Source organism: Duganella sp. Root336D2 (assembly GCF_001425005.1).
Lineage (GTDB): Bacteria > Pseudomonadota > Gammaproteobacteria > Burkholderiales > Burkholderiaceae_D > Rugamonas.
On sequence record NZ_LMDB01000033.1, the window covers coordinates 374,094 to 396,822 of the forward strand.

The following is a 22,729-nucleotide window of genomic DNA, read 5'->3' on the forward strand; positions in this document are numbered from 1 at the left end:
TGGTAAAATCGCTGACCTCCCCCACTGCAGAAACCTGAGATCCAGACCATGCAAGAATTGCTCACGCCTTACGAAAAAGGCAACAAGAACCAGACTACCCTCTGGACCGAGTGCATCGCCTTCTACGAAGAACTGGCACGCCGCTTCCCGAATATCCTGAAATTTGAACAGGCAGCCGTATCGGACGGCGGCATCCCCCTGCATGTGGGCGTGGTCAGCGCCGACGGCGTTTTCGACCGCGAAACGATCAAACGCGAAGGCCGTACGGTCTTCTTCAACAATAACGGCATCCACCCTGGCGAGCCGGAAGGCATCGACTCCTGCATGGCGACGGTGCGCGACCTGTGCTTCAAGCCGGAGCTGCTGGCCAGCCTGGGCAAGACCGTGCTGCTGTTCGTCCCGGTCTACAACGTGGACGGCTGCCTGAACCGGCAAAATACCTCGCGCGCCAACCAGGACGGGCCGGAGCTGTTCGGCTTCCGCGGCAACAGCCGCCACCTGGACCTGAACCGCGACTTCGTCAAATGCGACACGCTGAACGCGAAGTTCTTCAACCAGCTGATTACCGCCTGGGATCCGGACGTGATGGTCGACACCCACACCTCCAACGGCGCCGACTACAGCTACACCATGACCCTGATCCATACCCAGTGCGACAAGCTGGGAGGCGAACTGGGCGAATTCCTGCGCGACACCATGCTGCCGCAGATTTACGCAGACATGGCCGCCGCCGGCTGGCCGACCTGCCCGTACGTGAATCCTGTGGTGGAAACGCCGGACGACGGCATCGCCGACTTCCTGGAAACCGCACGCTTCTCGACCGGCTTCACCGCACTGCATAACATCATCGGCTTCATGCCGGAGACGCATATGCTGAAGCCTTACGCCGACCGCTACGAGTCGATGCGCGCCCTGGTCGACACCGTGCGCAACTTCACCGTCAAGCATGGCGAGCAGATCAAAGCCATGCGCGCCGCCACCAAGGCTGCGCAGCGCAAGCAGAAGGAATGGGCCGTCACCTGGCGCATGGATGAAGAGAATCCAGGCACCTTCCATTTCAAAGGCTATGAGGCGCAGCGCAGCCCGTCGCGGCTGGGCGACTACATCCGCCTGTCCTACGACCGCAGCAAGCCATGGGCGCGCGACATCAAGTGGTTCAACCGTTTCCCTGCCGACGCCGTGGTCAAGGCGCCGAAAGCCTATGTCGTCCCGCAGCAATGGCGCGAGGCAATCGAGCGCCTGCAATGGAACGGCGTGCAGATGACCCGCATCGAAGCGCCAACCACCGTGCAAGCCCAGTACTACCACATCAACAGCGTGACCTCGCGCCCGAACGCCTACGAAGGCCATATGTTCCACGACGAAGTGGAAGTCGAGAAACGCGAAGCCGCGTTCGAGCTGAGCGCCGGCGACTGGTACATTTCGCTGGACCAGGACAACGCGCGCTACGCCGTCGAAACGCTGGAACCGCAAGGCCACGATTCCTTCTTCCGCTGGGGCTTCTTCAACTCCGTATTGGAGCGCAAGGAGAACATCTCCGACTACGTGTTCGAAGACCTGGCTGCCGACATCCTGGCCGCCGAACCGGAAACCAAGGCCAGGTTCGAGAGCTGGAAAGCCGCCAACCCGGCGCTGGTGAAGGACAAGGACGCAGTGCTGCACTTCATCTTCCACAACTGCCAGCGACAGCGCGAGCCGGAATGGCGCCGCTACCCTGTCCTGTCGATTGTGTAAGAGGGCCATGCACTACGCACTAGACCCCCGCACATTCTTCTACAGCCATTACTTCCACCTGGGCCTGCGCTTCGGCGCCGGCCTGGTGGGCGTTATTGCGCTGGCCATGTGGCTGACCGACATCCATATCGCGATGTCGATCGGCATCGGCGCGCTGTGCACCGCGCTGATGGACATGCCGAGCCCACTGCGCCACAAGTTCAATGAGATGATGGCATCGGTGCTGCTATGCACCGCCGTTACGCTGCTGATCAGCCTTTGCGGGCCGTATTACTGGCTGCTGATGCCGATGCTGGTGGCAGTGAGCTTCTTTGCCAGCATGATGGTCGTGTATGGCAAGAAGTCGATGCCGCTGCAATTGGCGACGCTGTTCATCATGACCATGTCGACCGAGCATGTACTGACGCCGGCGCAGTCGTTCGCGCATGCCGGCCTGTTCATGTTCGGCGCCTTGGCCTACCTGGCATATGCGATGGGCGTCGCCTACGTGCTGCGCCACCGGATCAAGCAGCAGGTGCTGGCGGAAGCGCTGTTCGAGCTGGCGGCCTATATCGACATCAAAGCCGACTTCTACGACACGCGCTACAACCTCACCGAGCAGTTCAACAAGCTGGTACGACACCAGGCCTTGCTGGCCGACCGCCAGCAGGCTTCGCGCGACCTGATCCTGCGCGCGCACAACAACCGCAAGGACGCGGTGGTGGTGCAGATCCACGTTTGCATGCTGGACCTGTACGAGCAGGTGCTCGCTACCCACACCGACTATGCGGCGCTGCGCACCCATTTGCTCGACTCGCCCGCACTGCGCACGCTGCACGACCTGGCGTACAAGGCTGCGCGCGATATCGAATCGGTGGCTTACGCCGTGACCCGCAAGCGCGCCTCCTATCCGGAAGTCGACTACACGCCAGAACTGATGGCCCTTGAACAGCAGATCGCCGGCCTGCAGGACGACCTCGACGCCGGCAAGCCGCGCCGCGAAGCCGTCACCGTGCTGCGCGCCCAGCGCAACAAGATCACCGCCATCATCCGCATGATCGGCGAACTGCACGTGTCGAGCCAGAAGGTGTATGAAGACACGCCGTTCTGGCGCGATATGGACATGCAGCCTTTCCTGTCGCAGCAGAAGTACGAGCTGCAGCTGATGGTGTCGCACTTCCGCATGGATTCGCCGGTGTTCCGCTTCGCCTTGCGCGTGTCGATGGCGATTGCCGCAGGACTGGCGATCGGCGCCATGCTGCCCTACAAGGCGCACAGCTACTGGATCGTGCTCACTATCGTGATCATCCTGAAGCCCAGCTTCAGCATGACCAAGCAGCGCCGTTCCGACCGCATTGTCGGCACCATCATCGGCTGCATCATCACGGCTGTCGTGCTGAAGTTCATGGACCATCCGGCGGCTATCCTGGCGGTGCTGGTACTGTCCTCCATCGCCACGCCGACCTTCATCTACCTGCGCTATCGCTACGCCGCGATCGCAGTGTCGGTGATGATCCTGCTGTGGATGTACCTGGTGGCGCCGAGCAGCAACCTGATTTCCGAACGCCTGGTGGATACCTTCGTCGGCGCCGCGATTGCGACCGCCTTCAGCTTCGTGCTGGCGAACTGGGAGTATCAATCGCTGCCGCACCTGGTCAAGCTGGTGCTGTCGGTGAACCTGAGCTATATGGAAGCCAGCTTCGACCTGCTGCAAGGGAAGTATCGCAATGACTTCATCTACCGCATCCAGCGCAAGCGGCTGATGGAAACCCTGGCTGCGCTCAGCGCCGCGCTGGTGCGCATGCTGGACGAACCGGAAAGCAAGCAGCGCGCGGCCGAGGACATCAACCTGTTCATCGTGCAGAACTATTTGCTGGTGGCGCACGTGGCAGCCCTGCGCGCGATCCTGCGCCGCCACGTACGCGATATCCCGAGCGATGCGGTGAACGCCATGCTTGACACCAGCCACGCCACCGTCTGCCGTACGCTGACGGTGGCCCTGTCGCGCCATACCGGCGCAAGCCCGCCAGCTGCGCCGCTGCGCCGCGAGCCCGAGGCTGAACCGGAAGTCGCCTGGTCCGGCTGGCCGCTGGTACAGCGTCGCATCCGCCTGCTTCAGGCAGATGCGGATAAAATCATCGTTCATAGTGAGGCGATTGTTCGCAACGTTACAAACGGTGATTGAGGAGAGGGATGTCGCACTGCCAAAGATGCGGCGCATGCTGCGCCAGTTTCAGGGTGTCCTTCTACTGGGGTGAAGCCGTCCCCGCACATCTGACAGTCCCCATCACGCCCCACCGTGCCGCCATGCGCGGCACGGAAGCGAAACCCGTGCGCTGCATCGCGCTTTCCGGCGAGGTGGGCGATGAGGTCGGCTGCAGCATCTACGCCGAGCGCTCCTCCACCTGCCGCGAGTTCATCGAATACACCCCTGAATGCAACCAAGCCCGCGCCATGCACGGGCTTCCGCCCATCTGAGCGCTAGCGTATTGCTTCGCCAAGGGTCGGCGCGCTTTGCCATTAACGTACAACTTGCAGCTGGCGCCGGGCATCGCTGCAACCCCTCCAGCTGTCACACTGGCGAGACGTACAGCTTGCCGCCTTTTACGTCGAACACAACCCGATGGCTGCGGAAGAATGGCGCGCCAAGGACGCCGTCAAACGGGGCGCCATCAAGCTTGATGCGGTGGATCCTCATACTCAGGTTCAGCGCCCCGCTCATGTCGCGCAGCTCGCATGCCTGGTTGGTGTCGCACGCCGCACCAAAGCGGATGACGTTTACCTGGGCGCCAGTGTCCAGCACGAATTTGAGCTGCTTCCCTTCCACCTGCAGTGTTACCACTGGCCCCTCGTTGCCGTACTTGAGATCCAGGGCACGCCACTTCGGCTGCCGCAGTTCGATAACCTCGCTCGCATCAAGGATCGACAGGGTGCGCTGCTTGTAGTCGAACATCAGCGGAAAATTCGCAAAGGCTTCCAGACCGATGGCGCCGCCTGCGCGCGCCTTGGTCAATTCGGCTTCGGGGCCTTCGGGGGCGCCGCCCCACTGCATGTGGACCTGGCCTTGCACCGGCGCGAGCATGGTGGAACCGATGACGACCTTCCCCGCGATAACGCGCGGTGTTTCGTAGGCGTTGCCTTGCAAGTCCTTGAACTTCTTTTTCTCCTCGAGCACCTGGACCGACCCGGACTTCGTGATGGTCTCCGCAGGAACGGAAATGCCCAGGCGGCCGCCGGAGTCAAACATCATGCGCGACGACGTTGCGCCGACCGAAACGTTGAGGAACGGGATCCCGTTAATGAATTCGAGCGGCACGGCGTCCGCTGCCGAAGCGGCATGCTGGCTGATCACGGCTGCGAGGAGGATGCTTGAGAGAATACGCATTGGTTTTTATTCGGTTTGTACTGCAAGGATAATCAATCAGCGAGGTAGCGCCCGAACCATTCGATGGTACGCTTGCGCAGGTCCTGCTGGTGCTCCGGTTCGCCGATGCCGTGACCTTCGCCTTCGTAAATCACCAGCGAGGTGGGCACGCCCATGGCCTTCAGGCCGTGCCAGAATTCCATCGACTGCGCCGGCGGACATTCGACGTCGCGCTCGCCGACATACACCAGCGTCGGCGTGCGCGCCGCCTTGATCGATTCGATCGGCGACAGCTGGCGGTAGATCGCGGGATCGTCGTAGGCGGAGGCGCCGAAGAATGGAATCATCCATTGGTCGATGCCGTTCTGGCCGTAGTACGAAATCCAGTTGGCGATGCCGGCGCCGGCAACGGCAGCCTTGAAGCGCTGCGAGTGCGTCACGCCCCACATGGTCATGAAGCCGCCGTAGGAGTGGCCCATGAGCCCCAGGCGACTGGTGTCGACCGGCGACGCAGCAGCCGCCGCGTCGACACCGGCCAGGATGTCACGCAGGTCGCCGCCGCCGAAATCGCGGCGGTTGGCCATGGCGAAATCCTGGCCTTGGCCGAAGCTGCCGCGCGGATTAGGCAGGAATACGAAGTAGCCCTTCTCCACCAGTTCGCGCACCAGCGGATTGCCCTGCTCACCCGGCGAAATATAGCGCGGCGCTGCGGCGGCAGCGGGACCGCCATGCACCTGCACGATCATCGGGTATTTCTTGCCCGGCACAGTGCTGCGCGGGCCGATCAGCCAGCCCTGCACACTGAAGCCGTCGCTCTTCCAGCTGATGTTCTGCACCGCGACTTGCGGCGCCAGGTGGGCGTTGTCGTCGGTGATGGCACGCATGGCGCCAACCGGGCGGCCACGATGGCGGGAGCGTGCTCGAAGTCTTCCTGCAACGCCGCGGCCTTGCTGCCGTCTGCGCTGAACGATATGCGCCCATCGCCGGCGCCGGTCGACACGGCGGCGGAACGCAGCAAGGTGCTATGACCCTGCAGGTCCAGCGAGAGCACGGTCGACTTGTCGCCCATCAGGGCATTGCCCAGCAAGCCTTCGCCGCGCCAGGCCAGCGTGTTGAAAGTGCCTTTGAAGCCCGGCGTCAGGTTGACCGGTTCACCGCCCGCCAGCGGCACGGTATAGACGTCGCCGCCGACCGATCCGAAGTCGCTCATCAAGCCGCCGATGAAAGCTACGGTGCGGCCATCGGGCGAGACGCGCGGCATATTCAGTTGCGTGGCAGGACCGGCCACGGTGCGCAGCGCGCCGCTGGCGGCATCGATGTGGGACAGCTTGGCCACCCACCAGTTATTGTCGCCATTGCCCTTGGCGCTGGTAGCGATGAAGCCTTTGCCATCCGGCGTCCAGTCGTATTCGTAGATGAAGGTGTCGGCAGGCGACAGCAGCTTGAGCGTGCCGCCAGCGGCCGGAATTGTTGCGATGCGCTGCGCATCTTCCTCTGCGCCGATCTCCCCCACCAGGCGCGCGCCGGCCGCGGTGGCGCCGGTCTCCTTCTTCGCGCCGACAGTGGCCAGCAGCGCCAGCGTGCGGCCGTCCGGCGACCAGCGCGCGGTGCTGGCGACGCCCTGCACGGTGGCCATGGCGCGCGCCTTGCCGCTGCTGGCAATGTACAGCCACGCCGAAGCGGCACGCTTGTCGCTGGCGACAAAGGCCAGCGCCTTGCCGTCCGGCGACCAGGACGGCTTGTCATAGCTGCAGGAGGAACAGGGATCGAATTCGGCGGCGACGGCGCCAGTCGAGGCATCGCGCACTACCACGGTGGGGTGCGGGCGCTTGCCGTTGCCGGTGTCGATGGATTCCAGCGACACCACACGCTCGCCGGCTGGGGAGATGGCGACCGAACGGTAGTCGCGGATGGCGGAGCCGGGAGACCGCGCCTGGGCAACCGCCCCAGAGATTATGGCCGTAGCCAGGAATGCTGTGTGGGCGATTGCTTTGACCTGCATTGTTTATACCTTGTTAAGCCTGGAGTTGCGGATCCCGTAGATGAAGTAGGTCAGCACCGCTACCACCATCCAGATAGTGAAAATCATCTTGGTGGCGTGCGACAGGTTGATCATCAGGTAGCCGCAGGCAATGATGCTCAGGCCAGGCACGAAGTACGGACCGAAAGGCACGCGGAAGCCGCCCTTGGTGTAAGTGCCCGCAGCGCGTTCCTGCGAGCGCAGTACCGGCACCGCAATCGATACCACGATGAACGCAGTCAGGGTCCCCATCGATACCATGTCCCACAGGAAGGTGGAATCGACCAGGCCAGCGACAATGCCGACCACCACGCTGACGATCAGGGTGTTGGCAACTGGCGAATGGGATTTCGGGTTCACGCTCTGGAAGGTCTTCGGCACCAGGCCGTCCTTGGCGATTGCATACAGGATGCGGGTCTGGCCGTAGATCGTCACCAAGGTCACGGAGAACACCGAGATCACCGCACCAGCCGACAGCACCAGTGCAGGCCATGCCTTGCCGGTCACGTTTTGCAGGATCACGGACAGGCCGGCTGCCTGGCCCTCGAACAGATGCGCAGGCTGGGCGCCCATCGCCGCCATCGCAACCAGCATGTAGAACACGGTCACCAGCAGCAAGGCGGCGATGATGCCGATCGGGACATTGCGCTTGGGGTTGCGCACTTCCTCACCGGCGGTGGCAATGGTGTCCAGGCCGATAAAGGAGAAAAACACCGTCCCCGCAGCGGCGGCAATGCCGCTCGCACCCGGCAGCCATTCGCCCGGCGTCTGCTTGATGAACGGCGTGAAGTTGGCGGTGTCGAAACCGGTGAAGGCGACGGCGCAGAAGAAGATCAGGATCGCCAGCTTGATCATCACCATCACCGCATTGGCGGTAGCCGACTCCTTGGCGCCGCGCACCAGCAGGAAGCAGCACAGCGCCACCAGGATCATCGGCGGCAGGTTGAAGTGATCCATATGCCACACCGTGCCGTTCGGCGTCGATACGATCATCGGCGAGCGCAGGCTTTCCGGGATCTGCCAGTGGAAAGCGTTGACCAGGAAGTTGTTCAGGTAGTCCGACCAGCCGATCGCTGTCGCACTGGCCGCCAGCCCGTATTCGAGCAGCAGGCAGAAGGCAACAATGAACGCCATGAACTCGCCCAGCGTGCGGTAGGCGAAGGAATAGGCGGAACCGGCTGCCGGCACGCGGAAGGACAGCTCGGCGTAGCACAGCGCGGTGAGGCCGGCGGTCAGCGCCGCCAGCAGGAAGGACAGCACCACCGAGGGGCCGGCTTTCGGCACCGCTTCGACCATGGTGAAGAAGATACCGGTGCCGATCGTGGCGCCAACGCCGATCATCGTCAGCGAAAACAGCCCGATGGAGCGGCTAAGGCCCTCCCCGTGCAGGCTCGTGCCGGCATCCGACTCCACCTGGGCCGGCTTGGTACGGGTCAGCTTCTGGACCAGCGATTGATTCACAGGCATATCCTTCAGGACAAAAAAACCCCACGATTATAAGACCTCGCAGTTGCTGTTCCTAAAGGATTTTGATGCCGGAATTGCAACCGTGGCGGGCGCCCCACGGAGTCGCGTTTTTTAACGCTGGCCGAGGCGGGTTTCGCCGAACAGGTTTTTCATTTCCCGGGGCTGGGAGCGCCAGTACTGCGGCGGTGCAGCAACCTGGGCGCCCAGCGCGGCGGCCGCATGCCATGGCCAGCGCGGGTTGTACAGCATGGCGCGCGCCAGGCCCACCATGTCGGCCTGGCTGTTGGCAATGATCGCTTCGGCGTGCAGCGGCTCGGTGATCAGTCCCACGCCGATGGTCGGCAAGCCTGTTTCGGCCTTGATGCGCTGCGCAAAATGGACCTGGTAGCCCGGGCCGAGCGGGATTTGCTGCAGCGGCGAGACGCCGCCGCTGGAGACGTGGATAAAGTCGGCGCCGCGCTGTTTCAACTGCTGCGCCAGCGCCACGCTTTGCTCGATGTCCCAGCCGTCCTCGACCCAATCCGAGGCCGACAGGCGCATGCCGATCGCCACTTCGCGCGGCAGCGCTGCGCGCACGGCATCGAACACCTCGAGCGGGAAGCGCATGCGGTTTTCCAGCGCGCCGCCGTACTGGTCGCTGCGCTGGTTGGCCAGCGGCGACAGGAACTGGTGCAGCAGGTAGCCGTGGGCGCCGTGCAGTTCGATGGCTTCGATGCCGAGGGCATGCACGCGCAAAGCGGCGTTCACGAAATCGGCTTTGACCTTGGCCAGCCCGGCATCGTCGAGCGCCAGCGGCGCGGGATCGGAGGCCGCATGCGGCAGCGCCGAAGGGGCGACCGTCTGCCAGCCGCCGCCCTGCCCCGGCGGCAATGCCTGCCCGCCTTCGAATGGCGGTGCGCTGGAAGCCTTGCGCCCCGCGTGGGCCAGCTGCACGGCGAGCCTGATTGGCGAGTGGCGGCGGATCGCCTGCACGACGGGTGCAAGGGCCTGCCGGTGTGCGTCGGACCACAGCCCGAGGTCGGCCGGCGAAATGCGGCCTTCGGGAGAAATCGCGGTCGCTTCCAGGATCAGCAGGCCGGCGCCCGATAGCGCCAGGTGGCCGTAGTGGATCATGTGCCAGTCGGCCGCAAGGCCTTCACTGGCGCAGTATTGGCACATGGGCGCGATGGCGATGCGGTTCGCCAGTTCCAGCCGGCCCAGTGCATAAGGGGAGAACAGGTGGCTCATAAAGTTACAAGTACTTACTATTGATACAGGCTTACGCCTAGCTTGGCGCGGCATGCATTGGTAACCTGCGAAGCATGCAAAACCGCTACTGAGAAGGAGCCAGCCATGTACCGTAAAATCCCGACCGTGTCGTCCCGCTTCAATCCAATGAAAGCGATCTCAGTGAGCGTGCTCCTGTTGACCATGGCAGCGACCTACGCCCTGCAGGTCAGCATTTAACCCTGGTAAGGACCCAGGTAGTCGATCTTGCCGATCTTGACGCCCTGGTTGCGAAGGATGTCGTGCAGCGTCACGACATGGAAGTAGAAGTTCGGCAGCGCGAAAGTCAGCATATAGCTCTCGCCAGTGAAGGTTGGCTTGAAACTGCCGAAACTCAGTGCCACCTCTTTCGTTTCGCTGTTCGCGAAATGCTCTTCCCCCACGCTTTCAATGTAGGCGATCGTATTCGCAATGCGCTCCTGCAGCTGCTCGAAACTGGCTTCGTTGTCGGGGAATTTCGGCGCGGCGATACCGCTCAGGCGTTCAATGGATAGTTTGCTGGTATCGCTGGCGCGCTGTACCTGTGCGGTCAGCGGCAGCATGTCGTCGGCCAGGCGGGCCGACAGCAGCGTTTCCGGGACTTTGCCGGTTTCCTCGGCGTGGGCCTGCGCCTTGCGCAGCAGGCTCGCCATCACGTTCAGGCCGCGCACGAAAACGGGCGCGGAAACTTTATACATGGACAGGGACATGCGCTACTCCTTTCCGGTGGGTGTCCGGGAAGTGTAGCGCAATCCTTCAATTGACGCGTGTGACCATCAATCCGGCCCGCAGGCCGATGCGAACGTCGGGGTTGGGGAAGACCACCAGTTCTTCATCGTGCTGCACGGTGTAGACGGTGTCGCCGTCGCGGGCGATCTCGTCGCCCTTCTTCAGCGCGGTGAAGTTCTGCGTTTCTTTGCCGAAGGCCATCTTGAAGTTGTCGCTCAGCTTGATGATGTTTTGGGCAACCTTGAAGACGTGCGGTTCGCTGGCGCCTTGCGCCGGGGCTTTGCCGCGCAGCAGGCGCTCCAGCGCCAGCCTGGCGTCCTCGAACTGGGTGAGGTCGTTCTGGCCCAGGGTGCCGATTCGGCCCAGCTCAATCGTGGTGCCGGCGGCGGCGTGGTGCTCGGCGCTGTAATAGCTGTAAGTGCCGGCCGACGATGGGTTCATGATGATGGCGCCGATGGCGGCCTCGCCCAGCCAGCCGACCAGTTGCCGTTTCGCGTCGTCTGCGACCAGGTCGGGGACGATGGCGAAGGTCGGGTACAGGCTGGGGCGGATTGCGGTGTGCAGGTCGAGGTGCCAGCGTTCTTTGCCGGCGCCGGCGAAGAATTCGCTGGTCGCTGCAATCATCACGTCGGCGCGGGCGGCTTCGGCGGTGCCGGCCAGGGCGCCGCGTTCAGCGCGGAACATGCGGTTCAGGTCTGCATCGATGAAGCGCCTGGCCTGGCGGATGGCGCCGATGTTGCCGACGCAGAGCATCAGGTCGACCTGCAGCGCCTGCGGGTCTTGCGCCAGGGCGTCGAGCAGGTAGGCTACCAGCTCGATTGGTCCGGTTTCGTCGCCGTGCACGCCGACCGAGACCAGCACTGCTGGGCGGCCGGGCTGCTGGCTGCGAATCGTGAGGATACCGTCGGCGGGTTGGGCCACCTTGAAGCCGGCGGAGGTGAAGCGGGTTGCTACCGCGCTGAAGTCGGCTTCAGCGAGGGCGCGCACTGCGGGGGGGATCGTTTGATTATCTGCCATTCTTTGTTGCTGTTACTTTCTGCTCCGCTAAAACCGGGAAACCAGTGTCAGACCCGCAGGGTCTGACACTTATACGCGGCGGCCGCATACTTGATTGAGGGACGGGTTTCAGGCCGCCATGCCAACCGCGTTGACCGCCTCCGACAACGCCCACACATCCAGCATCGCCTGCTCCAGGTCCGCCGACGCTGCATAGCCGGACAGGCCCAGGGTGCAGGTCACCAGCTCGACCGCCTCGGCCGCGTCATGGCCGTTGGTGGCGCGTGCCAGCACCTGCGACAGCAACTTCTGCTGCGTGCGGCGCAAGGCTTGCTGCGCGTAGCTGCGCAAATGTTCCTGCGACTTCGACGTGGCCGGCAGCTTGAGGCCGCGTTCCAGCGTATCGATACCCGCCTGCGAACGCAGGGCCATGCCAACCGCCAGGAAGCCCGGCAGGTCCATGCCCGCAGGACGCTTGACCGACAGCGCCGCGAATACGAATGCCGCCACGCCTTCCAGCGCATCGACCGCATTCCATGCCTGCACGAACTCGGCGCGCAGGCCGCTGTGGGTGGCAGCTTCCGACTGTACGTCGGCAGCCATCTTGCGCACGGTGGCAGGATCGGCGAACAGCCTGGTCAGCTCGGCAATGCCGGCGCCGCGCAGCTGGTCTTTCGACACGCCCAGCGCGCCTTCCATCACCGCCTTCAGCATGGCGCGGGTGCGGGCATCGACGCGCATCGCTACATTGCGCGGCACATTCAGTGCGTCGGCATCCAGGGTGTCGAAGATCGGCGCCAGGTCCAGCGCCGACCATGCCTGGCCCCAGGCCAGGATCACATCCTGTTCGGAGCCGTTGCTGGCAGCCGCCAGGTCGCGGATCATCAATGGGCCGCAGCGGTTCACCACTTCGTTCGCCAGTACGGTCGCCAGGATGGCGTTCGACAACGGATGGTTCAGCGGCGGACGGGTTGCCACCAGTTGCTCAGGGAAGTAAGGCCGCAGCACCTTTTCCGCCCAGCTTTCATCCGTCAGCGGCAGCGCCGACAGCAGGCGCTTGTAGCGGTTCTTCACGTTGGCGATGACAACCGCCAGCTCCGGCGTCGTCAGGCCGCGGCCATCGGCCTTGCGGCGCGCCAGTTCGGCCACGCTTGGCAGGTGCTCCAGCTCCCGCGACAGTGCGCCTTCCTCTTCCAGGTCGGCGATCAGGTCGGCGTAGCCGTCCTGCACATGCGCTTCCGACTGGGCCTGGAATTCGCGTACCAGCAAACGGGTTTGCTGCGTGTTGTCGCGCAGGACCAGGCGCTCGACTTCCATGGTCATGTCGTTCAGCAGCTGGTTACGCGCCGCCTCCGTGGTCTGGCCCGCGTTCACTTCCACGTCCAGCCACATCTTGCAGTTCACTTCGTGGTCGGAGCAATCCACGCCGGCCGAGTTGTCGATCGCGTCGGTGAAGATGCGGCCGCCGGCCAGCGCGAATTCGATCCGGCCGGCCTGGGTCGCGCCCAGGTTGCCGCCTTCCGATACGACCTTGCAGCGCAGCTCATTGCCGCTGACCCGGATATTGTCGTTGGCGCGGTCTTTCACCTGCGCATGGGTTTCGGTCGAAGACTTGATGTAGGTACCGATGCCGCCGTTGTAGAACAGGTCCACAGGCGCCAGCAGGATGCGGTGCATCAGCTCTTCCGGCGTCAGCGAGGTTTCCGCGATGTCCAGCGCGGCGCGGATTTCAGGCGACAGCTCGATGGTACGGGCGGTACGCGGGAACACACCGCCGCCCTTCGAGATCAGGTCCTTGCTGTAGTCCTCCCACGAGGAGCGCGGCAGCGCGAACATGCGCTGGCGTTCGGCGAACGATTTCGCGGTATCCGGATTCGGGTCGAGGAAGATGTGGCGGTGGTCGAAGGCCGCCAGCAGCTTGATCTGGTTCGACAGCAGCACGCCGTTGCCGAACACGTCGCCCGACATATCGCCCACGCCCACCACGGTGAACGGGGTGGTGTTCATGTCGTGGCCCATCTCGTAGAAGTGGCGCTTGACCGCTTCGAACGCGCCCTTGGCGGTGATGCCCATTTTCTTGTGGTCATAGCCGTTGGAGCCGCCGGACGCAAACGCGTCGCCCAGCCAGAAGCCGCGCTTGACCGCAATACTGTTGGCGATGTCGGAGAAAGTTGCGGTGCCCTTGTCGGCAGCCACCACCAGGTACGGGTCGTCGTTGTCGTAGCGGACGGTGTCTTCAGGCGCAACAATCCTGCCCAGCACGCGGTTGTCGGTCATTTCCAGCAGGCTGGCGATGAACAAACGGTAGACTGCTTCGCCTTCCGCAGCAATCACGTCGCGCGGCGCGTCTTTCGGCATCTGCTTGCAGACGAAGCCGCCCTTCGCGCCGGCAGGCACGATCACGGCGTTCTTCACCATCTGCGCCTTCACCAGGCCCAGGACTTCAGTGCGGTAGTCCTCCATGCGGTCCGACCAGCGCAGGCCGCCGCGGGCGACCGGGCCGCCGCGCAGGTGCACGCCTTCGAAGCGGCGCGAGAACACATAGATCTCGCGGAACGGACGCGGTTCCGGTACCAGGTGCAGGTTGCTGGTGTCGAACTTGAAGATGATCTTGTCGCCCTGGCCTGCGTTCTGGAAGTAGTTGGTGCGCAGGGTCGCCAGCATCAGGTCGATCATGGCCGCGAAGATCACTTCGGAGTCGGCGTGGTTGATCGAAGACAGGCGGCCCTTGATGGCCAGCAGCTTGTCCCTGGCGGCGGTGCGGGTTGCTTCCGGCAGCGCCGGGTCGAAGCGCTCTTTCCACGCGTCGACCAGCTCCTTCACCAGCGCCGGGTGGCGGCGCAGGATTTCCGCCATGTAGCGCACGGTGAACTGGGTGCCGGCCTGGCGCCAGTAGCTCATGTAGGCACGCACCAGCTGCACTTCGCGCAGGCGCAGGCCGCCCTCAACGACCAGGCCATTCAGGCGGCCGTCTTCGGCTTCGTTGTTGAACAGGGCGTTGAACAGGTCTTCCGCCACTTGCACCACGCCAGGGCGCGACAGCTCAAGCGCGCTTTGGGCATCGACTGCCAGGCTGGTCACGTAGTGCTTCTTGCCGTCCGCAGTGCGGATGGTGTGGGCGGATTCGCGCTCGATGGCGACACCGGCGTTATGCAGCGCCGGCAGGATCGACGACAGTGCAGGCACGCGGTCCACCGAATACAGGCGGATGGTGGTGGAAGCGTTGCTGTCCGAAGGCAGTTCGACGCGCACTGCGACGCGCTCGTCCACGCCGTTGCGCAGGATCTTGTCCAGGTCGTGGAAGGCCACTGCTGGCGGCGTTGCGGCCACATAGTCGACCGGCAAGGTGGAGCACAGCTTGCGCAGGCTGTTGCGCAGAGGCTCTTCGCCGACCTTGTCGGCCAGTTCGGAGAACTGGTCATGCCAGCCGTCCAGCACCGTCAGCAGTGGACGCTGGATATCGCTTTCCAGGTCCAGCGGGTAGCGCGCGGCGTGGGCGATCAGGTACAGGCGCGCCAGCGGGCCGTCCGACACCAGGGTTTGCGAGCTGACGTGGGTGGCGCCCGAGCTTTCCTGCAGGGCGCGCGCCAGTGCGTGCGCCACGGAAGCGGAGTAGCGTTCGCGCGGCAGGTAGACCAGCACGTTCAGGTGGCGGGCGTAGACGTCGCGGCGGGCAAAGACTTTGGCGCGCGGCTGCTTGTACAGCGACACCACGGCGCCGCAGACTTCAGCCAGCCATTCCGGTTCCGCTTCCAGCGCTTCGGTGCGCGGCAGCGATTCCAGGATCTCGATGAATTTCTCGGCGCGGAAACCGGTCTCGCGCACCCCTGCGATTTTCAGCACTTGAGCGATGCGGCCGCGCGCGAACGGCAGGCGGGCCAGCGGCGTCAGGTTGGCGGCACGGGTGAACAGGCCGACGAAGCAGTGCTCGCCCAGGATGGCGCCCTTGCCGTCGGTGTGGCGCACGCCGATGAAGTCCAGCGACTGGTCGCGGTGCAGGGTGCCGCCCACGTCGGCCTTGACGATCGACAGTGTGTGGGCGCGCTTGGACAGGGTGTCGAAGTCGCCAGGGATATTGGCCAGGCAAGTGCCATAGATCGGGTGCGCGGTGTCCTGCAGCACGCCGATGCGGCTAGCGATGTCGCGTTCCAGTTCGCGCGCGCCCGGCTTCACCTGGTAGTAGGCGTAGCCGTGCACTTCGAAGCCTTCGTCGCGGGCCCACTGCAGGAAGGCTGCTACTTCCTGGCCCTCTTCGCCATGGCCTGCGGAGTCGGTGGCGACGGCAGTGAAGCGCTCCTTCATTGCGGCCTGGTCGCGCTTCACAATGGCGGCGTCGCGCGCCACCATTTCGATGCGCTCGGTCAGCTCTTTCAGTGCGCCGTCTTCCAGCTTTTCGGACAGCAGGCACAGGACCATGGATTCGAGCTTGTCGCCTTTCTGGCCGACTGCTTCCACCGAACCGTCGGCAGCGCGGCGCACCGGCAGCACGGCATTCAGCACGCCGTTGGAGCCGACGCGCAGTTTGCGCAGGGCGATCACGATGGAGTCGACCAGGTAAGGCATGTCGTCGTTGACGATCAGCAGCGCGGTAGCGTGGCCGCCGCGTGCTTCCTGGTATTGGAGCTTGGCGATCTGGCAGCCGGTACCGGTGCGCTTGGCCAGCTGGGTGAAACCTTCCACAAGGACCGGGGCCAGGCTGCCGGGGGACAGGTCGGCCAGGTCTTCATCGTCGAGGGAGCCGAGCCAGGCTTCGATCAGTTGTGCAATCGGGCCGCTGGCTTTGACCAGTTCGAGCGTTTGCTTGCGCAACTCTTGTGGCATTTGTTTCATCTGCTTCTCCAATAACAGTTGTAAAAAATGGGGACGTACCCCATTTTTTGTTTCTTATTCCAGATCGTAGAGGCCTGGTAGGCCGAGGATCTGTTCCAGCTCTTTCAATGCGGTATGCACTTCGACAGCCAATTGCGGATCTGCTAAATCTTTTGGTTCCAAATGGTCGCGGTAGTGTTTCTCGACCCATGCGACCAGGCTATGGTACAGCGTTTCGGTCATCACCACACCCTGGTGCATGGCGCCCGCTTCCGCCTCGGTCAGGGCCACGCGCAGGCGCAGGCAGGCAGGTCCGCCGCCGTTGCGCATCGACTGGCGCAGGTCGAAGTGGATCAGTTCATTCACCGGGCCGCCGGAGGCAAGCAGCTGCTCCAGGAAGGCCGCAACGGCCGGGATCTCCTGGCATTCGTGCGGCGTGACCAGGGCCATCTTGCCATCCGGCTTGGACAGCAACTGGGTGTTGAACAGGTAGGAGGAAACCGCATCGGCCACCGATACTTCGGCGGTTGGCACGCGAATCGCAACCAGCTCGGCGCCAACGCCCTGCATCGCTGCGCGGATCGCAGCCAGCGCGGCCTGCTCATCGGCGAACGCCTGCTCGTGGTAGAACAGCACATTGCCATTGCCCACGGCGATCACGTCATTGTGGAACACACCCTGGTCGATCACGTCCGGGTTTTGCTGCACGAACACGCAGCGCGCGGGATCAAGGCCATGCAGGCGCGCCACAGCCTTCGACGCTTCCAGCGTATGGCGGGCCGGGAATTTCTTCGGCGCCGGAGCGCTCGGATCGAATTCCACGCGGCCGTAGACGAACAGCTCCACGGCCGGATTGCCATGCTGGTCGCACAGGCGCGTATGGTTGGCCGCGCCTTCATCGCCAAAGGCCGGTGTGCCAGGGAGGGCGTCGTGCACCGCGAAGAAACGCTCATCCTTGAAAATGGCACGCAGCGCGCGGGCCGATTGGACGTGCTCGAAGGCGCGGTGCAGCTTGTTGTTCAGGTTTGCCGCGGTGAAGTGCACACGGCCATCCCTGGTGTCGGCCGACGGGCTGACGGTGGCGGCGTTTGCGGTCCACATCGGCGAGGCCGAATAGGCGCAGGCCAGCACCACCGGCGAATCGTTGTACGCCTGGGCGATCACCTCGGCTTCGGTGCCGGCGTAGCCCAGGCTGCGCAGCAGGCGGAAATTCGGGCGATCCTGCGGCGGCAGCAGCGCCTGCGCGAAACCGCGCTTGGCCAGTTCGCGCATCTTGGCCAGGCCCTGCAGGGCAGCCTGTTTCGGATTGGACGCGCTCTTGACGTTGCTGAAGGAGGCGACGTTACCGAACGACAGGCCGGCGTAGTTGTGCGACGGCCCAACCAAGCCGTCGAAGTTGTATTCGCGTGCAGTAGGCATGGCCATCCTCAGAAGTTCATGCCAGGCGACAGCTTGGCCGGCATTTCAAGGGCGCTGTTCTCGATCGAAGCGACCGGGTAGGCGCAGTAGTCCGCTGCATAGTATGCGCTGGGACGGTGGTTGCCGGACTTGCCGACGCCGCCGAACGGTGCCGAACTGGCGGCGCCGGTCGTTGGACGGTTCCAGTTCACGATGCCAGCGCGGGCGCGCAGCTGGAACTTCTGCCACAGCGCTTCGTCGGTCGACAGCAGGGCCGCGGCCAGGCCGTAGCCGGTGTTGTTGGCAACACCGATCGCGGCATCGAAATCGTCGACGCGGATGACCTGGGCCAGTGGACCGAACCACTCTTCGTCAGCAATACCTTGGGCCTCGGTGGTGTCGACGATGCCGGCGGAGACGAAGCCGGTGCCCGGCTCCAGCTGGCGCATTTCCAGCAGCAGCCTGCCGCCCTTGGCGACCATGTCGTCTTGCGCCTGCACCAGCTTTTCAGCCACGGCAGCGGAAACCACAGGGCCCATGAACGGTGCCGGTTCGGCGGCCGGAGCGCCTACGCCCAGCTTCGACGCCACTTCGACGAAGCGCTTGACGAAAGCATCGCCCTGTTCGCCCTTCGGCACGATCACCCGGCGCGCGCAGGTGCAGCGCTGGCCGGCGGAGATGAAGGACGAGGACACGGCCATGAAGACGGCGGCATCGATGTCGGTCGGGTTCCACACGATCAGCGGATTGTTGCCGCCCATTTCCAGCGCCAGCAGCTTGCCAGGCTGGCCGGCGAACTGCTTGTGCAGCGCCGCGCCGGTCTGGCTGGAGCCGGTGAACAGCACGCCGTCGATTTCAGCATTCCGGCCCAGAGCAATCCCGGTTTCGCGACCGCCGTTGACCAGGTTGATCACGCCGGCAGGCGCGCCCGCCTTTTCCCACAGCGCCACGGTCTTGATGGCGGTGCGCGGAGCGTATTCGCTAGGCTTGAACACCACGGTGTTGCCGGCGATCAGGGCCGGCACGATATGGCCGTTCGGCAGGTGGCCAGGGAAGTTGTAGGGACCGAACACGCCGAATACGCCGTGCGGACGGTGGCGCAGCACGGCTTCGCCATCGGCGACCTTGGACGATACCACGCCGGTACGCGAGCCGTAGGAGGTAATCGAGATATCCACCTTGTTGGCCATGGTGGTGACTTCGGTGCGCGCTTCCCACAGCGGCTTGCCGACTTCTTCGGAGATGGTCTGCGCCAGGTCTTCCGCGTTTTCCTTCAGCAGGTCGCGGAATTTGGTGACGATGGCGATGCGCTCTTCCAGCGGACGGTAGGCCCAGGCTTCAAAAGCGGCGCGCGCGGCGCGGGCGGCTTCGTCCACATCGTCAGCGGTCGACTCCTGCGACGCGTAGGTCTGCTTGCCGTCGGCAGGGTTGGTGGTCTTGATGGTCTCGCCGTGACCCGCTTTCCATTGGCCGTTGATGAAATTGCTCAGTTCAGACATTCTGGTTCTTCCTCACGTTGAGAGACAGGGTGCGCACGGTTTCGCCCGAGTGGCAGTGCAGCAGTGCTTGTTCCTCCTTCGACAGGTCAATGCTGCCGTCGGACGGATTGGCGTCGGTCAGGATCATGCGGAAATCCTGCATGACGGTGTTCGACACCAGGTATGGTTCGGTGGTGTGCAGGGCGCAGGCATGCGCCGTGTCGGTATCGCGCTCCACGGTGGCCAGCTCGCTGTCGCGCATCGCGCGCAGCTCGGTCACGCGGGCTTGCAGCACCGGGCCGGCGTCGAAGATATCGACATAGCCTTCGTAGTGCAGGCCTTCCTGCTCCAGCAGGCGGCGCGCCGGCGCCGTGGCCTGGTGCACCTTGCCGATGGCTTCCTGCGCGTCTTTGGGCAAGTAGTCAACATACAGGGGCTGGCGCGGCATCAGTTCGGCGATGAAGGACTTTTTGCCCAGCGCGGTCAGGTCGTCCACGTGATGGAAGTCCATCTTGAAGAAGTAGCGGCCCAGGCCTTCGTAGAACGGCGAGGTGCCGTCTTCCGCCTGGTAGCCGCGCATCTCGGCAATGATCTTCTGCTCGAACAGGTGCGGGAACTGGGCGATGAACAGGAAGCGCGATTTCGACAGCAGCTTGCCGTTATTGCCCTGGCGGTAGTCCGGGTGCAGGAACAGGGAGCACAGCTCGGAGCAGCCGGTCAGGTCGTTCGACAGGTACAACGTATCCATGCGGGTGAACACGTTCAGCTCGCGGCTGGAGTGCACCAGGGTGCCGATGCGGTAGTTGTAGAACGGCTCGGTCAGGCCGACCGCGCCCTTGATGGCGCACACGCCGGCCAGGCGGCCAGTTTCGGTGTCTTCCATCACGAACATATAGTCTCGTTCTTCCGGCGGGATGGTTTCGGCGAAGGACGCCACCGCCACGGCGACGCGGTCGCCCATCATCTTCATGTCCGGCTTGAGCGTGGTCATGCCGGTGCCAACCTGGCTGGCCAGGTTGAACAATCCGTCCAGGTCATTCGCTTTAATGGCGCGTACAACTAGCATAGGTATTCTCGTTCTTAAATGCGGACGCAGGTCACGGTGTCGCCTTCTTCCACGCGCAGGATTTCCTGGGCGTGCCTGGACAGGCAGACGGTATCGGTATTTTCCAGCGGTGCGCAGTTGATGGTCACCGCGCGGAAGCGCTGGTCGGGGCCGGTCGACACGGCATACGTCGCCACCGCATCGCTCGCTTGCGTGCCGTTCGCGCTGGCCACGCGGCGCGGCAGCGACGAAGAGAAGGTACGCAGCGTGTGCTTGTGCGCCTGCAGGATCGGGCCGCCGTCGAAGATGTCGATGTACTCGTCGGCTTCGAAGCCTTCGGAAGTCAGCAGGTTGAACGCCAGCTCGCCGCTCGGATGGATCTGGCCCATCACGGCTTGCGCATCGCCCGGCAGCAGCGGCACGTAGACCGGATAGTGCGGCATCAGTTCCACGATCAGGGTGCGGTTACGGGCGCCGCCGATCACGCGCTCGGCATCGAGGAAATCCATCTTGAAGAATTTGCGGCCCAGCGCATCCCAGAACGGCGAGCCGCCGTTTTCATCGGTCAGGCCGGCCAGCGGCACGAAAAAGCGGTCGCCGAAGCGGTGCGGCGACTGCACTGCATACAGCAGGCGGGAACGCGACAGCAACGCCGCTTCCGGACGCTGCGCCACGCTGGCGTCGACGTAGAAGCCGGACAATTGCGAGTAGGCGGTCAGCTCGGAGCACAACGTCAGCGCGTGCACGCTATGGCTGATGTTCAGGTCGCGCGAGACCTGCTGGATAACGTCGTTGCGGAAGGAGAAGTAGGTGCCGTTCGAGCCTGCGGAGGCGTGGATGGCGGCGGTACCGGCGATCTTCCTGTCGGCCAGCGACTCCATCACGAACATATACGATTCTTCGCTCGGGATATCGACGTGGGCGGCGAAGGAAGCGATGGAACGCTCGACTGCCTGCTCGATCTTTTCGCGCGTCTTCGGCAGGGTATGGACACCCGGCATGCTGACCGCGGCCAGTGACTCGAGGGCGGCGATGTCGGCGGTTTCTACCGGACGGACTACGTACATGGGTGCTCCTCTTTATTCTTCTCTAAAACAAGAAACCGGTAAATCTGGGTCAGGCACAAGTGCCTGACCCGACCCGCAACTGTCGCAGGTCGGGTCTGACCCTTGGGTCAGACCCTGGTTTACCGGTTTTAGGCCTTGGTCAGCTCAGCAATCGCCACGCGGATGATGCGGTCCGCCTCATCGATCTGCGCGTCGCTCACGATCAGCGCAGGCGCCAGGCGCACCACGTCCATGCCGGCGATCAGGATCATCAGGCCCTGTGCTTCGGCAGCGCGCTGGATATCCTTGGAACGGCCCTTGAACGGCTCGGCCACAACCAGGCCCAGCAGCAGGCCGGCGCCGCGCACGGCGGAGAACACTTGCGGGAAGTCGCGCACCAGGCCTTCCAGCTTGCCGATCAGCTTCTCGGACGCCTCTTTCACGCGCGCCAGGAACGCCGGCTGGTTGATGGTTTCCAGCACGGTCAGCGCCACGGTGGCAGCCAGCGGGTTGCCGCCGTAGGTGGTGCCGTGGGTGCCCACGGCCAGGTGCTTGGCCAGCTCTTCGGTAGTCAGCATGGCGCCGATCGGGTAGCCGTTGCCCAGCGCCTTGGCCGAGGTCAGGATGTCCGGGGTCACGCCATAGCCCTGGTAAGCGAACAGGGAACCGGTACGGCCCATGCCGCACTGCACTTCGTCGAAGATCAGCACGGCGCCGACCTTGTCGCACAGCTCGCGCAGGGTCTTCAGGTATTCAGGATTGCCCGGCATCACGCCGCCCTCGCCCTGCACCGGCTCCACGATCACGGCGCAGACGTCGTCGCCGATGGCGGCCTTGGCCGCTTCGATATCGTTATACGGGATGTGGTCGATCGATGGCGGCAGCGGCTCGAAGCCTTCGGTGTACTTGGCCTGGCCGCCGACGGACACGGTGAACAGGGTACGGCCGTGGAAGGAGTTCAGGCAGGATACGATGCGCGGCTTCTTGTCGCCGTACTTGGCGTGGGCAGCCTTACGGGCCAGCTTCAGGGCCGCTTCATTGGCTTCGGCGCCGGAATTGCAGAAGAAGGCACGGTCGGCGAAGGTCGCTTCGGTCAGGGCCAGGGCCAGGCGCAGCACTGGCTCGTTGGTGTAGCCGTTGCCCAGGTGCCACAGGGTGTTGGCTTGCCTGGTCAGCGCTTCCACCAGGACCGGGTTGCAATGGCCCAGGGACGCCACGGCAATGCCGGAGGTGAAGTCCAGGTAATGCTTGCCGTTCTGGTCCCACAAGTCCAGCCCCGCTGCCCGCACTGGCACCATCTGGGCAGGTGCGTAGGTCGGGACCAGCACCTCGTCGAAGGTGGCGCGGGTTACAGGGCGGGTGGTAACAGTCGAGTCAAGCTTGGCGTTCATAGCAAATCCCCATCAATGGTAAGGTGTA

At 63.9% G+C, this 22,729-nt stretch carries 16 protein-coding genes; 3 read left to right on the forward strand and 13 right to left on the reverse strand.

Annotation, left to right across the window (positions count from 1 at the left end):
• The first annotated feature begins 48 nt into the window (after window positions 1–48).
• The 3 genes from ASD07_RS20050 to ASD07_RS20060 are packed head-to-tail and all read left to right on the forward strand — an operon-like array spanning window position 49 to window position 4,191.
• On the forward strand, window positions 49–1,734 hold the full coding sequence (locus ASD07_RS20050; RefSeq protein ID WP_055934314.1) for a M14 family zinc carboxypeptidase: 1,686 nt from the start codon (window positions 49–51) through the stop codon (window positions 1,732–1,734).
• 7 nt (window positions 1,735–1,741) lie between these two features.
• The gene (locus ASD07_RS20055; protein ID WP_055934317.1) at window positions 1,742–3,898 is read left to right on the forward strand and encodes an FUSC family membrane protein; all 2,157 of its coding nucleotides are present in this window, start codon (window positions 1,742–1,744) and stop codon (window positions 3,896–3,898) included.
• A gap of 8 nt (window positions 3,899–3,906) precedes the next feature.
• Window positions 3,907–4,191, forward strand: a complete 285-nt coding sequence (locus tag ASD07_RS20060; protein ID WP_055934320.1) for a YkgJ family cysteine cluster protein — start codon at window positions 3,907–3,909, stop codon at window positions 4,189–4,191.
• A gap of 94 nt (window positions 4,192–4,285) precedes the next feature.
• Here ASD07_RS20060 and ASD07_RS20065 read toward each other — a convergent pair whose 3' ends face one another.
• The 13 genes from ASD07_RS20065 to astC all read right to left on the reverse strand — a co-directional run bounded on the left by ASD07_RS20065 (window position 4,286) and on the right by astC (window position 22,701).
• Window positions 4,286–5,098: a hypothetical protein gene (locus tag ASD07_RS20065; RefSeq protein ID WP_156398103.1), complete on the reverse strand. Its 813-nt coding sequence runs from the start codon at window positions 5,096–5,098 to the stop codon at window positions 4,286–4,288.
• Window positions 5,099–5,130: 32 nt separating this feature from the next.
• Window positions 5,131–5,961 carry a S9 family peptidase gene (locus ASD07_RS31465; RefSeq protein WP_200953827.1) on the reverse strand — a complete coding sequence of 277 codons (831 nt, stop codon included), beginning with the start codon at window positions 5,959–5,961 and terminating at the stop codon, window positions 5,131–5,133.
• Entirely contained in the window at window positions 5,862–7,079 is a 1,218-nt protein-coding gene (locus ASD07_RS31470) for a PD40 domain-containing protein (RefSeq protein WP_200953828.1), read from the reverse strand. Before ASD07_RS31470 ends, ASD07_RS31465 begins: the two co-directional genes overlap by 100 nt.
• 3 nt (window positions 7,080–7,082) lie before the next feature.
• Window positions 7,083–8,558: an APC family permease gene (locus tag ASD07_RS20075; RefSeq protein ID WP_082507465.1), complete on the reverse strand. Its 1,476-nt coding sequence runs from the start codon at window positions 8,556–8,558 to the stop codon at window positions 7,083–7,085.
• 117 nt (window positions 8,559–8,675) lie between these two features.
• Window positions 8,676–9,791, reverse strand: a complete 1,116-nt coding sequence (locus tag ASD07_RS20080; protein ID WP_055934329.1) for an NADH:flavin oxidoreductase/NADH oxidase — start codon at window positions 9,789–9,791, stop codon at window positions 8,676–8,678.
• Between the two features lie 215 nt (window positions 9,792–10,006).
• Window positions 10,007–10,519 carry a DUF1993 family protein gene (locus ASD07_RS20085; protein WP_055934332.1) on the reverse strand — a complete coding sequence of 171 codons (513 nt, stop codon included), beginning with the start codon at window positions 10,517–10,519 and terminating at the stop codon, window positions 10,007–10,009.
• A gap of 46 nt (window positions 10,520–10,565) precedes the next feature.
• On the reverse strand, window positions 10,566–11,555 hold the full coding sequence (locus ASD07_RS20090) for a succinylglutamate desuccinylase (protein ID WP_055934335.1): 990 nt from the start codon (window positions 11,553–11,555) through the stop codon (window positions 10,566–10,568).
• Window positions 11,556–11,663: 108 nt separating this feature from the next.
• Complete coding sequence (locus ASD07_RS20095) at window positions 11,664–16,364, reverse strand: NAD-glutamate dehydrogenase domain-containing protein (RefSeq protein ID WP_055934337.1); 4,701 nt, start codon at window positions 16,362–16,364, stop codon at window positions 11,664–11,666.
• A 54-nt stretch (window positions 16,365–16,418) separates the two neighbouring features.
• A complete protein-coding gene (astB, locus tag ASD07_RS20100; RefSeq protein ID WP_055934504.1) occupies window positions 16,419–17,762 on the reverse strand; it encodes an N-succinylarginine dihydrolase in 1,344 nt (447 codons plus the stop codon).
• An 8-nt stretch (window positions 17,763–17,770) separates the two neighbouring features.
• Window positions 17,771–19,240: a succinylglutamate-semialdehyde dehydrogenase gene (astD, locus tag ASD07_RS20105; RefSeq protein WP_055934339.1), complete on the reverse strand. Its 1,470-nt coding sequence runs from the start codon at window positions 19,238–19,240 to the stop codon at window positions 17,771–17,773.
• Complete coding sequence (gene astA, locus ASD07_RS20110; RefSeq protein WP_055934341.1) at window positions 19,233–20,285, reverse strand: arginine N-succinyltransferase; 1,053 nt, start codon at window positions 20,283–20,285, stop codon at window positions 19,233–19,235. The genes astD and astA overlap by 8 nt, the downstream gene beginning before the upstream one ends.
• A gap of 14 nt (window positions 20,286–20,299) precedes the next feature.
• Window positions 20,300–21,331: an arginine N-succinyltransferase gene (locus ASD07_RS20115; RefSeq protein ID WP_055934343.1), complete on the reverse strand. Its 1,032-nt coding sequence runs from the start codon at window positions 21,329–21,331 to the stop codon at window positions 20,300–20,302.
• 128 nt (window positions 21,332–21,459) lie between these two features.
• Window positions 21,460–22,701, reverse strand: coding sequence for an acetylornithine/succinylornithine family transaminase (gene astC, locus ASD07_RS20120; protein ID WP_055934345.1), 1,242 nt, complete (start codon window positions 22,699–22,701; stop codon window positions 21,460–21,462).
• Window positions 22,702–22,729: the final 28 nt, after the last annotated feature.

Bases quoted from the DNA above. Each gene is read 5' to 3' on its own strand.
- ASD07_RS20050 (WP_055934314.1), top strand. From the start codon at position 49: ATGCAAGAATTGCTCACGCCTTACGAAAAAGGCAACAAGAACCAGACT.
- ASD07_RS20055 (WP_055934317.1), top strand. From the start codon at position 1,742: ATGCACTACGCACTAGACCCCCGCACATTCTTCTACAGCCATTACTTC.
- ASD07_RS20060 (WP_055934320.1), top strand. From the start codon at position 3,907: ATGTCGCACTGCCAAAGATGCGGCGCATGCTGCGCCAGTTTCAGGGTG.
- ASD07_RS20065 (WP_156398103.1), bottom strand. From the start codon at position 5,098: ATGCGTATTCTCTCAAGCATCCTCCTCGCAGCCGTGATCAGCCAGCAT.
- ASD07_RS31465 (WP_200953827.1), bottom strand. From the start codon at position 5,961: ATGCGTGCCATCACCGACGACAACGCCCACCTGGCGCCGCAAGTCGCG.
- ASD07_RS31470 (WP_200953828.1), bottom strand. From the start codon at position 7,079: ATGCAGGTCAAAGCAATCGCCCACACAGCATTCCTGGCTACGGCCATA.
- ASD07_RS20080 (WP_055934329.1), bottom strand. From the start codon at position 9,791: ATGAGCCACCTGTTCTCCCCTTATGCACTGGGCCGGCTGGAACTGGCG.
- ASD07_RS20085 (WP_055934332.1), bottom strand. From the start codon at position 10,519: ATGTCCCTGTCCATGTATAAAGTTTCCGCGCCCGTTTTCGTGCGCGGC.
- ASD07_RS20090 (WP_055934335.1), bottom strand. From the start codon at position 11,555: ATGGCAGATAATCAAACGATCCCCCCCGCAGTGCGCGCCCTCGCTGAA.
- ASD07_RS20095 (WP_055934337.1), bottom strand. From the start codon at position 16,364: ATGAAACAAATGCCACAAGAGTTGCGCAAGCAAACGCTCGAACTGGTC.
- astB (WP_055934504.1), bottom strand. From the start codon at position 17,762: ATGCCTACTGCACGCGAATACAACTTCGACGGCTTGGTTGGGCCGTCG.
- astD (WP_055934339.1), bottom strand. From the start codon at position 19,240: ATGTCTGAACTGAGCAATTTCATCAACGGCCAATGGAAAGCGGGTCAC.
- astA (WP_055934341.1), bottom strand. From the start codon at position 20,285: ATGCTAGTTGTACGCGCCATTAAAGCGAATGACCTGGACGGATTGTTC.
- ASD07_RS20115 (WP_055934343.1), bottom strand. From the start codon at position 21,331: ATGTACGTAGTCCGTCCGGTAGAAACCGCCGACATCGCCGCCCTCGAG.
- astC (WP_055934345.1), bottom strand. From the start codon at position 22,701: ATGAACGCCAAGCTTGACTCGACTGTTACCACCCGCCCTGTAACCCGC.